The organism is Streptomyces sp. NPDC001843, from assembly GCF_042891955.1.
Lineage (GTDB): Bacteria > Actinomycetota > Actinomycetes > Streptomycetales > Streptomycetaceae > Streptomyces.
The window spans coordinates 278,947-292,455 of record NZ_JBIATQ010000001.1 but is presented as its reverse complement, the minus strand read 5'-3'; the positions used below and the strand labels follow the sequence as shown (position 1 = coordinate 292,455).

The window sequence follows — 13,509 nt, the reverse complement described above, 5'->3', positions numbered from 1 at the left end:
ATGGCCCACTCGTCCGCAGCCGCCGCCCACCGGCGCCGCGCCACCGGCCCTGCCCCCTCACTGACCGGACCGGCGAGCGACGTGCACCCCGTGCTGCGCCGGTCCACGGCCCCGCCCGCCGCCCTCGACCTGCTCGCCCAGGCCCGTGCCGGACTCGACGAGGCCACCGTCCTGGAAACCCCCAACGAGCGCTACGCGACCGCCCACCTGGCCGCGCTGCGCACCGCCGCCGCCGTGCTCGCCGCACGCGGCCGCCCCGAGACCTCCCCGAGGCGTCGCGCACGCATCCGGAGCGCCTGGGAAGTGCTCCCCGAGATCGCACCCGAACTCACCGAGTGGAGTGCGCTGTTCGCCTCCGGCGCCGACCGCCGCGCCCGGGCCGAGGCGGGCATCCAGGGCGCCGCGAGCGGCCGTGACGCCGACGACCTGATACGTGACGTGGCGATGTTCGTCCGCCTCGTGGAGCGGATGCTGGTACTCCAGCCGGTGCTGCCCCAGCCCCGCCGCGACGCCGACGAGCCGGAGGGCCCGGCCGCCCCGCGCGAGATGCCGGACGCGGGATGAGACGGTGACCGCGAGCGGCGGCGGAGGCAATAGGGTGGAGGGCGCCTGAAGCGTTGCCGAAGCCTTCCGTCCCGAGGAGTCAAAAACCGTGTCGGACCCGATGCGCCCTCGCGCTTCTCTCCGTACCGCCGTGGTCTGGGAGGTCCTCCAGGACGCCCTTGACCGCCGGGTCAAGGCCACGGGTCGGGACGCGCTGGACGTCCTCGACACCGGCGGCGGCAGCGGCAAGTTCGCGGTGCCCGTCGCTCGCCTCGGCCACCGCGTCACCGTCGTCGACCCCAGCCCCAACGCGCTGTTCGCGCTGGAGCGCCGCGCCGCCGAGGCCGGCGTCGCCGACCGGGTGCGGGGCGTGCAGGGAGACGCCCACGGCCTGTTCGACGTGGTCGAGCGCGGCGGGTACGACGCGGTGCTGTGCCACGGTGTCCTGGAGTACGTGGACGACCCGGCCGAGGGCGTCCGCAACGCGGTGGCCGCCCTGCGCCCCGAGGGCGTCCTCAGCCTGCTCGCCGCCGGCCTCGGCGGCGCCGTGCTCGCGCGCGCCCTCGCGGGCCACTTCAAGGAGGCCAAGCAGGCGCTCGAGGACCCCGACGGCCGCTGGGGCTCCGGCGACCCGGTGCCGCGGCGCTTCACCGCCGAGCAGCTCACCGCCCTGGTCGAGGGCGCGGGCCTCAGGGTCGGTGCCGTGCACGGGGTGAGGGTCTTCGCCGACCTGGTCCCGGGCGTCCTCGTGGACACCGAGCCCGGCGCCCTCGACGCCCTGCTGAAGCTGGAGGCGGCGGCCGCCGAGCTCCCGGCGTTCCACTCCGTGGCCACCCAGTTGCACGTGCTCGGCGAGACGGCGGGGCCGAGGGAGGCGTGAGCCGCCCCACGTGCCACCGGGCGCACCCCGCTGATCAGCGCGTCGACGGCACATGGAGTACGCCACAGGCCCCCCGATCGAGGGGTTTGCGCCGTATGATCGAAGGAGACCGCTCGGCATGACGGGTCGGCCGCCGGGGAATGGAAGCCTCAGCGAGCCCGGCCCGGCATGGCGGTCCTGGTTGGCCAATTGGCGCAGAGGGGCGGGTTTCACGGGGGCGATTCCCTGCCTATCCTGAAGGGACCCCCCGGTCGCCCCGGCGACTGCACGATGAGGAGGACTCCGTGCCGCTCTCGGAGCACGAGCAGCGCATGCTCGAGCAGATGGAGCGAGCGCTGTACGCAGAAGATCCCAAGTTCGCGTCGGCGCTCCAGGGAAGCGGGCTGCGTACGTACACCCGGCGGCGGGTCTACCAGGCGGTCGCAGGCTTCCTCGTGGGTATCGCGCTCCTCATGGCCGGAATGGTCGCGCAGCTGATCTGGGTGAGTGTGGTGGGCTTCCTCGTCATGCTGGGCTGCGCGGTGCTCGCCGTCACTGGCTGGCGCAAGGCCCCCAAGCCGGGCGAACAGCCCGCCGGCGCCCCGCAAGCACGCCGTCAGGGCCGGCCCAAGCGCTCCATGATGGACAGGATCGAACAGCGCTGGCAGCGCCGCCGCGACGAGCAGGGTCACTAGCCTCCAGCGGCTCGAACGACAGACGTGAGAGGGGCGGCCACCATCCCGGTGGCCGCCCCTCTGGCATGCGGCGAAGCCCGTGACGCGGTCCGGCTGTCTCCCTCAGGGCTTCCGGCCCGCCGTCCCGGCACCCGTGCGCCGCGGGGACGCCCATCCCACGGACGTCGCCCACCAGCGGCCGGCCGGTCGGTGACGTCGTGACAGGGGCGGCCACCATCCCGGTGGCCGCCCCTCGTGCATGCCGCGAGGCCTTGCCGCTGGCCGGCGGTTTCCCGCAGGGCCTCAGCCCTGCTGGCCCGACGCCCTGCGGGGCGTCGGACGGGCCGCCGCCACGCGCGCCGTGACGGACGCCCACCACGCCGACGCCGCCCACAGCACCCGCACGGTCGAACGGGGCACGAACAACGCCCGCAGCCGCGTACGCGTACTCACCGTGCCCTCGAACGCGGCGATCACCTGCCGCACATCCTCCGCCAGCCCGGCCCTCGGGCGCGGCCGGGGCGCGTACAGGACCTGCTCCACGGCGTCCGCCACCCGGTGCACCGCGGCCCCGGCCACCGGGTCGAGACGGCCGAGCCGGACGATCCGGGCGGCCGCCTTGCGCGGGGTCTGCGACTCGTCCGGCGGAATGCCGAAGTCCCAGGCCGAATCGGTCAGTTCCTGCCAGGCCGCCAGCGTGTGCGCCGCCGCACCCTCGTCCGTACGGGCGTGCCCGCCCAGCCGCACGCCGCGCGTCCGGACCCGCCAGAGCATCGGTACGAACGGAACCAGAGCGACGGCGAGCCCGCCGAGCACCCACAGGGCGTACACCCACCACGGCCGGGGCTGCGGCTGATTGTCCTGCGCCGCCTGCGCGGACGGGCTGCCGCACGCCTCGAGCTTGCGCTGCTGCGCCGAGCAGCTCTCGCTCGGGGAGACCGGCACGGCCGGCGCCGCACTCGTCGACTGCGAGGGCCGCACCTGGTCCGGGAGGCTGCTGCCGGGTGTGTCCGTCTCGGTGTACGACGGTGCCGTGCCCCGGGTCGGGGTCGGCTCGAAACGGGTCCACCCCACGCCCTCGAAGTACAGCTCCGGCCAGGCGTGAGCGTCCTTCAGACCCACCGACACCGAGCCGTCCGCCTGCGGGGACCCGGGTGCGAACCCCACCGCCACCCGGGCCGGGATGCCCAGCGTGCGGGCCATCGCGGCCATCGCGAACGAGAAGTGCACGCAGAAGCCCTGCTTCTGCTTCAGGAAGTTGGCTATGGCGTTCGGGCCCCGGCCGACCTCCACCTGGGTGTCGTACTGGAAGCCGCCGGTCACGGCGAAGTAGTCCTGGAGCTTGACCGCCTCGTCGTAGTGGCTCGTCGCGCCCGCGGTGACCTCCTCGGCGGTCCGCTTCACCACCTTGGGCAGTGCTGACGGCACCTTGGTGTACTCCCGCAGCAGCGCCGCCGGCGCCTGCGGGGCCCCGGCCAGTTGCTGGGCGGTCGGCTGCACGTCCACGCTGGTCACCGTGTACGACTTGCCACGCGTGTTCTGACCGTGGTCACCGACGACCGTCATGCCCACCGGCTCGTAGCGCCAGTTGCCGCTGATCCGCACGCTGCTCGGCGGGTACGGCATCGGCAGCCAGTCCTGGGCGTACCAGTCCGCCGCCGTGATCGTGGTCCGCACGCTGCTGCGCTTGACGTCGGGGCTCAGTCCGATCGGTGTCGGGAACTGGTTCGGCACGCCCACGATGTGCCGTTGGGACGGCTTCCAGGTGGTGCCGTCGAAGTCGTCCAGCGAGACGATCCGCAGGTACAGGTCCGAGATGTCGTTCGTGCTCGTCTTCACGGACAGCACCTGGCGGTCCTGGTCCACGTTCAGGCTGTCGCGCAGCGACACCAGCGGGTTCACCGCGGAGATCGTGCCGCCGTGGCCGTTGCCCCTCCCGATGCCCGTACCGGCCGGGTCCAGCAGGCCGCCGCTCATCGCGGGCAGGGCCAGCGGAACGAAAAGCGCCACGCCCAGCGCCGCCGCGCCGATGCGCCGCCCGGTACGGACCGGGGCCACCGCACCGTCCGACGACCCGCCGGGCCTGCGGGGCGCCCCGCCGAACACCCGGCCCCACTGCGAGAGCCGGTCCCGGCCCTCGGCGAGCAGCAGCATCAGATAACCCGCGGCCGCGACCAGGAACCACAGCCAGGCGCCGCCGCCGTCGGACAGCCCGGCGGCGACGGAGTACAGCGCGAGCAGTGGCAGTCCCGCCGGGGCCGCGCTGCGGAAGGTCACCGCGAGCGTGTCCACCAGCAGACCGATCACCAGGACGCCACCGACGAGCATCAGCCGGATCCCGTCGGTCAGCGGCGCCGGGATCGCGTACCGGCTGACGTCGTCCGAGCCCTGCTGGAGCAGACCGGTCAGATGCCGGAACGCCTCGGGACCGGGTGTCAGCCCGGCGACGGCCTGCTGATGGGCGAAGACCAGGGTCAGCAGCAGCAGAGTCACCAGGGCCTGCGCCGCCACGGTCAGCGGCCGGGCCAGCGGCACCCGCCGGGTGGCCGCACCCACGCCGGTCTGCGCCGCCACCAGGAAGACCGCCTCGAGCAGCCACGTCGGCCGGTCCACCAGGGGCAGCAACGCACACGACGCCATCAGCGTGGCCGCCGCGGCGAACAGGGCCAGCCGAGCCCGCCCGCTCATGACAATTCCTCCCAGCCGGTCCTCACAGGGCCTCCCCGCCGCTCAACGCGGTCACGCCCCGGCGTTCGTGGTCCGCCTGACGCCACAGATCGTCCAAGGAGGCGCCACGGGGGACGCTCACGGTCGTCCAGCCCGCCTCGCGCAGCATCCGCAGCCGCTCGCCGTGCGGGTCCGCCGGTCCGGGAACGCCGGTCGGTTCCCGCAGCCAGACGTCGCCGTCCAGCAGAAAGGCGATCGCGCCGCCGCTGCGCCGGCGCATCTTGGCGACCACTGCGGCCTGTTCCTCGTCGAGATCGCCCAGGAACGCCACCAGCAGCCCTTCGCTGCCGCCGCGCAGCACGTCGTAGGCGCGGGACAGACCCGTACCGTCCGAGTGGTCGATCACGGCGAGCGTGTCCATCATCAGCCCGGCCGCGTCCGCCGTCTCCTGGCTGGCGCCGGCGAACCCGTCGGCGCCCTCCCCGGGCACCGCGCTGCCGGTGTCCGTCAGCAGCCGCACCGAGAAGCCCCGTTCGAGCATGTGCACCAGCACGGACGCCGTGCCGGAGACCGCCCACTCGAAGGCCGAGTCCGGGCCGACGCCCGCGTAGGCGATGCCCCGGGTGTCCAGCAGCACCGTGCAGCGGGACCGCTGCGGCTGCTCCTCGCGGCGCACCATCAGCTCGCCGTAGCGCGCGGTGGAGCGCCAGTGCACGCGGCGCAGGTCGTCGCCGTAGCGGTACCCGCGCGGGATCACGTCGTCGTCGCCCGCCAGCGCCACCGAGCGGTGCCGTCCGTCGCCGTACCCCTTCGCCTCGCCGCTGAAATGCACCGGTGACAACGGCTCCACGCGCGGTATCACCGTCAGGGTGTCGTACGAGGAGAAGGAGCGGGTCAGTTCGCACATCCCGAAGGGGTCCGTAAGCCGCAGCTGCAGCGGCCCCAGCGGATACCGGCCGCGCAGGTCCGAGCGGACCCGGTAGGACACCTCGCGCCGGCCGCCCGGCTCGACCCGGTCCAGCACGAAACGGGGCCGCGGCCCGAGGACGTACGGCACCCGGTCCTGGAGCATCAGCAGGCCGGTCGGCAGCCGCGAGACGTTGTCCATCCGCAAGTGCACGCGGGACTCGCTGCCGGCGGGCACCCGCGAGGGCGACAGCCGGCGGCTGCCGGCCACCCGGTAGCGGGTGCGGTACAGCACGGTCGCGCAGATCAGCGGCAGGACGGCCAGCAGCAGCCCGACCCGCAGCAGCTCGCTCTGTCCGAGGACGTACGCGCAGATCGCGGCGGCGACACCGGCGGCCAGGAACGACCGCCCCCGGGTGGTCAGCCCGGCCAGGGCCGTACGGACGCCGCCCCGCTCCCCGCGGTCGACCTCCGCCGGCCCCGTCCCCCCGGTGGTCATCAGAGCCTCCGCGGGGGCTGCTGGGGATACGCCGGCACGCCCCGGCCGAGACCGAGGCCGCTCTGCTGCGGCGAGGCCGCGGGCACCGGCGTGTTCTGCAGGATCTCCTGCACGACCTGTTCCGCGGTGCGCCGGTTGAGCTGGGCCTGTGCGGTGGGCAGGAGCCGGTGGGCCAGCACGGCCACGGCGAGGGCCTGCACATCGTCCGGCAGCGCGTACTCCCGCCCGCTGAGGGCGGCGGAGGCCTTCGCCGCGCGCAGCAGGTGCAGCGTCGCGCGCGGCGAGGCCCCGAGTCTCAGGTCAGGATGGGTGCGGGTGGCGGCGACCAGGTCGACCGCGTACCTGCTGACCGGTTCGGCGACATGCACGGCGCGCACCGCCTCGATCATCTTCACGATCTCGTGCGCGTGAGCCACCGGCTGGAGGTCCTCCAGCGGCGAGATGCCGCCGTGCACGTCCAGCATCTGCAACTCGGCCTCGACGCTCGGGTAACCGACGGAGACCCGGGCCATGAAGCGGTCGCGCTGGGCCTCGGGCAGCGGGTAGGTGCCCTCCATCTCGACCGGGTTCTGCGTGGCCACCACCATGAAGGGGCTGGGCAGTTCGTAGGTCTGCCCGTCGATGGTGACCTGGCGCTCCGCCATGGACTCCAGCAACGCGGACTGGGTCTTGGGGGAGGCGCGGTTGATCTCGTCGCCGATCACGATCTGCGCGAAGATCGCACCCGGCTTGAACTCGAAGTCCCGGCGCTGCTGGTCCCAGATGGACACGCCGGTGATGTCGGAGGGCAGCAGGTCGGGCGTGAACTGGATGCGCCGCACCGAACAGTCGATGGACCGCGCCAGCGCCTTGGCGAGCATCGTCTTGCCCACGCCGGGGACGTCCTCGATCAGAAGATGTCCCTCGGCGAGCAGTACGGTCAGCGAAAGCCGTACGACCTCCGGCTTGCCCTCGATCACTCCTTCCACCGAACTGCGTACCCGCTCCACGGTGGCAGTCAGATCTGTCAGGCTCGCTCGATCGTCATAGGTCGTCACCCGGCCCTCCTCGGCCCGTTCTTACAAGGGCCGTCGCTCTGCGGTGGCCCACCCCGAAACACGGACAGCACGCGGAAAGAGTTCCCGAGTGACGTCACACCCCGCATTCTTGCTGCCGTTACCGTTTCGTGTCACTCGCCTGTGGACAACTGCCCGCACTATGTCGGTCTCATGACCTTTTCGATGAGATTTTCGATGCCGGGTGGCGGGATTTCCGGGGTGGGCGGGCCGGTCAGGCCGGGTCGACCTCCCGCAGCAGACCCGTGCGGACGTCGAAGACGAAGCCGCGTACGTCGTCCGTGTGCAGCAGGAACGGCGAGGTGCGTACGCGCTGCATGGACTGCCGGACGTCCTGGTCGACGTCATGGAACGACTCGACCGCCCACGCCGGGCGCTGGCCGACCTCCATCTCCAGTTCGTTGCGGAAGTCCTCGGTGAGGGACTCCAGGCCGCAGCCGGTGTGGTGGATGAGGACGATGCTGCGCGTGCCGAGCTTGCGCTGGCTGATGGTGAGGGAGCGGATCACGTCGTCGGTGACCACACCGCCGGCGTTGCGGATGGTGTGGCAGTCGCCGAGTGCCAGGCCGAGCGCGGCGTGCAGGTCGAGGCGGGCGTCCATGCAGGCCACCACGGCGACCCGGAGGACGGGGCGGGCGTCCATGCCGGGGTCGGTGAACGCGGAGGCGTAGCGTTCGTTCGCCTCGACGAGGCGGTCGGTGACCTTGCCGCCGTTCGCTATGGCGCCTTCGGATCCGGTCGGGGCTGCAGAGGAAGTCGTCATAGCCACGACGTTACAAGTGTGCCGCTCAGGTGTGTCATCGTGGCTTGTTGTGAACTAACCCACACGGAGGGCAAACGTGTGCCGGAAGGGTGATTCCCTGCGAATTGCGCCCCCGCCCGGCACGCGATGCGCGACGCGCAGGCCGGTTGATTGACCGCGAGACACGGTGGACTAAAGTGACGCGAAGCGGGAGGCGACGCTCTCCCTGCTGGACTGATCTTCCCGCGCGGCGCGTACGCACGGCCCGGCCTCCTCCCGCTCCCGGCCGGCTGACGCCTCCGGCGCCGGCAGGCCTCCCCTTCTCGAGCGGGCGGGGACCAGGCGGTGCGTACCGCTTCGCGCCGCACATGAGAGGCACCCTTGACCCAGAGCCGACACGTTCCCGTGATGCTCCAGCGGTGCCTGGACCTGCTGGCGCCCGCCCTGGAGCGGCCGGGAGCGGTGGTCGTCGACTGCACCCTCGGGCTCGGCGGCCACAGCGAGGCGCTGCTGACCCGGTTCCCGGAGGCCCGGCTCGTCGCCCTCGACCGGGACAAGGAGGCCCTGCGCCTGTCCGGGGAACGGCTGGCGCCGTACGGGGAGCGGGCCGCCCTCGTCCACGCCGTCTACGACGAGCTGCCCGACGTGCTCGACCGGCTCGGCATCCCGCGCGTGCAGGGCGTGCTGTTCGACCTCGGCGTCTCCTCCATGCAGCTCGACGAGGCCGACCGCGGCTTCGCCTACGCCCAGGACGCGCCGCTGGACATGCGCATGGACCAGACGACCGGCATGAGCGCCGCCGAGGTCCTCAACACCTATCCGGCCGGCGAACTCGTGCGGATCCTGCGCGCGTACGGCGAGGAGAAGCAGGCCAAGCGGATCGTCGCGGCCGTCGTCCGCGAGCGGGAGAAGGAGCCGTTCAGCACCAGCGCGCGGCTGGTCGAGCTGATCCGGGACGCGCTGCCGCAGGCCGCCAAGCGCACCGGCGGCAACCCCGCCAAGCGCACCTTTCAGGCACTGCGCATCGAGGTCAACGGTGAACTCGCGGTTCTGGAACGGGCGATCCCGGCCGCGGTGAAGGCCCTCGCCGTGGACGGACGGATCGCCGTCCTGTCGTACCACTCGCTCGAGGACCGTCTGGTCAAGCAGGTGTTCGCGGCCGGTGCCGCCACCACCGCGCCGCCCGGCCTGCCGGTCGTCCCCGAGCGTTACCAGCCCCGGCTCAAGCTGCTCACGCGCGGTGCCGAACTTCCCACCGAGGAAGAGGTCGCCGAGAACCGCCGGGCCGCTCCGGCACGGCTGCGCGGGGCCCAGCGCATCAGGGAGGACGTCGAGTGAGCGAGCCGGGTCGGTCGGTTTCCCGAACGCAGTCGGTCGGCTCCCCGGACGCACCGGAGGGCAAGTGAGCGGCAAACCCGAACTGAGGGGACGGGCGGCCCGGCTGGCACGGCTCTTCCCGGCCGGTCCGGGGCAGGCGGCGCGCACTCCGTTCGTGCTCCTCGTCGTCCTGCTCCTCGGCGGCGGTCTCATCGGCCTGCTCGTGCTGAACTCCGCCCTGAGCGAGGGGTCGTTCAAACTCGACGACCTGGAGAAGCAGACCAAGAGCCTCACCGACCAGCAACAGGCCCTCCAGCGGGACATCGACGCCTATTCCGCCCCCGACGCCCTCCAGCGCCGCGCCCGCGAACTCGGCATGGTGCCCGGCGGCGACCCGGCGTTCCTCGACCCCGACGGCACCGTCAAGGGCGTCCCCAGCCCGGCCTCCGCGGCCCTGTCGACCGAGCCCGCCGTCCCGCCCGCGGCGCCCGTCGCCTCCGGCTCCACGTCCCCCGCCCCGGCACCGTCCCAGCCCACCAGCTCGGTGCCCGCAGCCCTCCAGCCCGCCACGACCACGACCCCCGGCAGGTGACGGAAGTGTCCGACAGGGAAGCACCGCGCCGTCGTGTGCCCGGCCCGGCCAAGCCGCCCGGGCCCCGTAAGGGGGGCAGTGCCGGGCGTCCGGGGCCCGGTGCCCGGCCGGCTCGGCGTCCGAGTGGAGCCGGCCGGCCGCGTCCGTCGGCGCCCCGCACCATCCGGCTCGGCAGCCCCCGCCCCCGTCTGCGCATGGTGAGCCTCGCGCTGACCCTGGTGCTGATCGCGTTCGTCGTCCGCCTGCTCCAGGTCCAGGCCGTCGACGCGAGCGCGTACGCCGCCAAGGCCGAGCAGAATCGCTATGTCGTCCACACCCTGGCCGCCGAGCGCGGCGGGATCACCGACCGCAACGGTGTGGCCCTGGCGATCAGCCAGGACGCGTACGACATCACGGCCGACCCCACGATGTTCAACCGCAAGCAGCTGAAGATCGGCGACGGCCCCGAACAGGCGGCCGCCCTGCTCGCCCCGATCCTCGGACAGGACCAGGCCGACCTGGTGCGCAAGCTGCGGCCCGCCAACAAGAACCTGCGCTATGTGAAGCTGGCGAGCCGCCAGACCCCGGAGGTCTGGAACCAGATCAAGGACCTCAGGTCCGCGCTCACCGAGAAGGCGGCCACGGACCACTCCACCGTGAACGTCCTGGCCGGCGTCTTCGCCGACCCCAGCAGCAAGCGCGTGTACCCCAACGGCGACCTCGCCGCCGGGATACTGGGCTGGGTCAACGCCGACGGCAAGGGCGGCGGCGGCATCGAGCAGCAGCTGAACAAGCAACTGACCGGCAAGGACGGCAAGGTCCGCTACGCCCAGTCCGGCGGCCGCCAGATCCCCACCGCCGGCTCCACCGAGACACCGGCCGTGCCCGGCGCCGACGTCGAGCTCACCATCGACCGCGACATCCAGTGGGCCGCCCAGAACGCCATCACCGACCAGGTGAAGAAGTCCGGGGCGGACCGCGGCTACGTGATCGTCCAGGACACCCGCACCGGCGAGATCCTCGCCATGGCCAACTCGCCCGGCTTCGACCCCAACGACCTGGCCAAGGCCGACGGCGCCGCCATGGGCAACGCCGCCGTCCAGGACGCCTACGAGCCCGGCTCCACCGCCAAGATCATGTCCATGGCCGCCGTACTGCAGGAGAACGCCGCCACCCCGCTCACCCACGTGGTCGTGCCCAACCGGCTGCACCGCGGCGACCGGCTGTTCTCGGACGACGTCGACCATGCGACCTGGTACCTCACGCTCAACGGCGTACTGGCCAAGTCCAGCAACATCGGCACCATCCTGGCCACCGGCCAGCTCGGCAGGACCCAGCCCCAGGCGAACAAGGTCCTCTACTCCTACCTGCGCAGGTTCGGCATCGGCAGCCCGACCGGGCTCGGTTTCCCCGGCGAGACCAGCGGCATCCTCGCGCCCGCGGGCAAGTGGTCGACATCGCAGCAGTACACGATCCCTTTCGGTCAGGGCTTCTCCCTCAGCGCCATGCAGGCCGCCTCCGTGTACTCGACCATCGCCAACGGCGGCGTCCGGGTCCAGCCGACCCTGGTGCGGGGCGAGAAGGGCGCCGACGGCCGCTTCGCCCCCGCCCCGAAGCCCAAGAAGAACCGGGTGATCAGCGAGAAGACCGCCAAGACCCTCGCCCGGATGCTGGAGTCGGTCGTGGGCGACGAGCAGGGCACCGGCATCAAGGCCCGTATCCCGGGGTACCGGGTGGCCGGCAAGACCGGCACGGCCAACCGTGTGGATCCGGCCACCGGCAAGTACCACGGCTACACCTCGTCGTTCGCCGGATTCGCACCCGCGGACAAACCGCGCATCACCGTCTACTGCGCGATCCAGAACGCCACGAAGGGCAGCTACTTCGGCGGTCAGATCTGCGGCCCGATCTACAAGCAGGTCATGGAGTTCGCGCTGAAGACCCTGCAGGTCCCGCCGACCGGTGCCAAGCCCGCGAACCTGCCCGTCGACTTCAAGCCCTGACCAGGAACGATCCCCGTGACAACGATCACTCCCGACCCCGGGAACCCCGATGCCCCCGGCCCCTCGCTTCGCTCCGGAGCCGGTACGCCCGGTACGCTCACCGCCGTGCCACACGCTGATCAGTCCCAAACCACCCAGAAGGGCGCTTCCGTGACATATCCGGGACCGCCGCGACCGGCGCGGGTCTCCGCCACACCCCTCGCGGAACTCGCCGATCAGCTGGGTGTCGAACGACCGGCGAGCGACGCGCAGGTCACCGGTGTCACCCATGACTCGCGCGCCGTCCGCCCCGGCGACCTGTACGCCGCCCGCCCCGGCGAGCGGGTGCACGGCGCCGACTTCGTCACCCAGGCCGCCGGCCTCGGCGCCGCCGCCGTGCTGACCGACCCGGCCGGCGCCGAACGCGCCGCCGCGACCGGTCTGCCCGTCCTCGTCGTGGACGACCCCCGCGGCTGCATGGGGGAGCTGGCGGCCACCATCTACGGCCACCCCGGCCGCGACCTGCTCCAGATCGGCATCACCGGCACGTCCGGCAAGACCACCACGGCCTACCTCGTCGAGGGCGGTCTGAAGACGGCCCGGTCCACCGGGCTGATCGGCACGGTCGAGATGCGCATCGGCGACGAACGCATCAAGTCCGAGCGCACCACCCCCGAAGCCACCGACCTGCAGGCCCTGTTCGCCGTCATGCGCGAGCGCGGGGTCGAGGCCGTCGCCATGGAGGTCTCCAGCCACGCCCTGGTCCTCGGCCGGGTGGACGGCTGCGTCTTCGACATCGCCGTCTTCACCAACCTCAGCCCGGAGCACATGGAGTTCCACTCCGGCATGGAGGACTACTTCCAGGCCAAGGCGCAGCTCTTCACACCACTGCGCAGCAAACTCGGCGTGGTCAACACCGACGACGAGTACGGCCGCCGGCTCGCCCGCGAGGCCACCGTCCCGGTGATCACCTACTCCGCCGAGGGCCACCCCGACGCCGACTGGCGTGCCGAGGACGTCCAGGTCGGCCCGATGGACTCGACGTTCACCGTGCTCGGCCCGCAGGGCGAGCGGATCGCCGCCAAGTCGCCGCTGCCGGGTCCCTTCAACGTGGCGAACACCCTCGCCGCCATCGTCGCCCTGGCCGCCGCCGGTCTCGACCCGCAGGCAGCGGCCGACGGCGTCGCCGCCGTACCGGGCGTGCCGGGCCGCCTGGAGCGGGTGGACGCCGGACAGCCCTACCTGGCGGTCGTCGACTACGCCCACAAGACCGACGCCGTCGAATCGGTGCTCAAGGCCCTGCGCAAGGTCACCAAGGGCCGTCTGCACGTCGTCCTCGGCTGCGGCGGCGACCGCGACACCACCAAGCGCGCCCCGATGGGCGCCGCCATCGCCCGGCTCGCCGACACCGCCGTACTGACCTCCGACAACCCCCGCTCCGAGGACCCCCTGGCGATCCTGGCCACCATGCTCCAGGGCGCGGCGTCCGTGCCCGCGCACCAGCGCGGAGAGGTGCTCCTCTTCGAGGACCGGGCCGCCGCGATCGCCGCCGCCGTCGGCCGGGCGCACCCCGGGGACACCGTGCTGGTCGCGGGCAAGGGCCACGAGCAGGGCCAGGACATCGCCGGCGTGATCCGTCCGTTCGACGACCGCCAGGTGCTCCGCGAAGCTATCCAGAAGACCCAGGGATGAAC

11 protein-coding genes are annotated in these 13,509 nt (G+C 72.5%); 7 read left to right on the top strand and 4 right to left on the bottom strand.

What is annotated here, in order from left to right; genetic code table 11:
* From ACFYZQ_RS01335 to ACFYZQ_RS01325, 3 genes are all read left to right on the top strand, one after another.
* Positions 1-564: an SAV_6107 family HEPN domain-containing protein gene (locus ACFYZQ_RS01335; protein ID WP_389140377.1), complete on the top strand. Its 564-nt coding sequence runs from the start codon at positions 1-3 to the stop codon at positions 562-564.
* An 88-nt stretch (positions 565-652) separates the two neighbouring features.
* Positions 653-1,423: a methyltransferase gene (locus ACFYZQ_RS01330; protein WP_389140375.1), complete on the top strand. Its 771-nt coding sequence runs from the start codon at positions 653-655 to the stop codon at positions 1,421-1,423.
* 284 nt (positions 1,424-1,707) lie between these two features.
* A complete protein-coding gene (locus ACFYZQ_RS01325) occupies positions 1,708-2,097 on the top strand; it encodes a DUF3040 domain-containing protein (protein WP_389140373.1) in 390 nt (129 codons plus the stop codon).
* Between the two features lie 282 nt (positions 2,098-2,379).
* On the opposite strand, the gene ACFYZQ_RS01320 is transcribed toward ACFYZQ_RS01325, so the two are convergent.
* The 4 genes from ACFYZQ_RS01320 to ACFYZQ_RS01305 form a co-directional block, all read right to left on the bottom strand.
* Positions 2,380-4,764: a DUF3488 and DUF4129 domain-containing transglutaminase family protein gene (locus ACFYZQ_RS01320; protein ID WP_389140371.1), complete on the bottom strand. Its 2,385-nt coding sequence runs from the start codon at positions 4,762-4,764 to the stop codon at positions 2,380-2,382.
* Between the two features lie 22 nt (positions 4,765-4,786).
* Complete coding sequence (locus ACFYZQ_RS01315; protein ID WP_389140369.1) at positions 4,787-6,148, bottom strand: DUF58 domain-containing protein; 1,362 nt, start codon at positions 6,146-6,148, stop codon at positions 4,787-4,789.
* Complete coding sequence (locus ACFYZQ_RS01310) at positions 6,148-7,185, bottom strand: AAA family ATPase (protein ID WP_389140367.1); 1,038 nt, start codon at positions 7,183-7,185, stop codon at positions 6,148-6,150. Before ACFYZQ_RS01310 ends, ACFYZQ_RS01315 begins: the two co-directional genes overlap by 1 nt.
* A 232-nt stretch (positions 7,186-7,417) precedes the next feature.
* Positions 7,418-7,966 carry a beta-class carbonic anhydrase gene (locus tag ACFYZQ_RS01305; protein WP_389140365.1) on the bottom strand — a complete coding sequence of 183 codons (549 nt, stop codon included), beginning with the start codon at positions 7,964-7,966 and terminating at the stop codon, positions 7,418-7,420.
* Positions 7,967-8,326: 360 nt separating this feature from the next.
* Here ACFYZQ_RS01305 and rsmH point away from each other — a divergent pair, with 360 nt between their 5' ends.
* The 4 genes from rsmH to ACFYZQ_RS01285 all read left to right on the top strand — a co-directional run bounded on the left by rsmH (position 8,327) and on the right by ACFYZQ_RS01285 (position 13,507).
* Positions 8,327-9,283 (top strand): 16S rRNA (cytosine(1402)-N(4))-methyltransferase RsmH, encoded by a 957-nt coding sequence (rsmH, locus tag ACFYZQ_RS01300; RefSeq protein WP_389140363.1) that lies wholly within the window; start codon positions 8,327-8,329, stop codon positions 9,281-9,283.
* Between the two features lie 64 nt (positions 9,284-9,347).
* Entirely contained in the window at positions 9,348-9,854 is a 507-nt protein-coding gene (locus ACFYZQ_RS01295; RefSeq protein WP_389140361.1) for a septum formation initiator family protein, read from the top strand.
* A gap of 5 nt (positions 9,855-9,859) precedes the next feature.
* Positions 9,860-11,836 (top strand): peptidoglycan D,D-transpeptidase FtsI family protein, encoded by a 1,977-nt coding sequence (locus tag ACFYZQ_RS01290; RefSeq protein ID WP_389140359.1) that lies wholly within the window; start codon positions 9,860-9,862, stop codon positions 11,834-11,836.
* A gap of 150 nt (positions 11,837-11,986) precedes the next feature.
* A complete protein-coding gene (locus tag ACFYZQ_RS01285; protein ID WP_389140357.1) occupies positions 11,987-13,507 on the top strand; it encodes a UDP-N-acetylmuramoyl-L-alanyl-D-glutamate--2,6-diaminopimelate ligase in 1,521 nt (506 codons plus the stop codon).
* Positions 13,508-13,509: the final 2 nt, after the last annotated feature.

Bases quoted from the DNA above. Each gene is read 5' to 3' on its own strand.
- ACFYZQ_RS01320 (WP_389140371.1), bottom strand. From the start codon at position 4,764: ATGAGCGGGCGGGCTCGGCTGGCCCTGTTCGCCGCGGCGGCCACGCTG.
- ACFYZQ_RS01315 (WP_389140369.1), bottom strand. From the start codon at position 6,148: ATGACCACCGGGGGGACGGGGCCGGCGGAGGTCGACCGCGGGGAGCGG.
- ACFYZQ_RS01335 (WP_389140377.1), top strand. From the start codon at position 1: ATGGCCCACTCGTCCGCAGCCGCCGCCCACCGGCGCCGCGCCACCGGC.
- ACFYZQ_RS01305 (WP_389140365.1), bottom strand. From the start codon at position 7,966: ATGACGACTTCCTCTGCAGCCCCGACCGGATCCGAAGGCGCCATAGCG.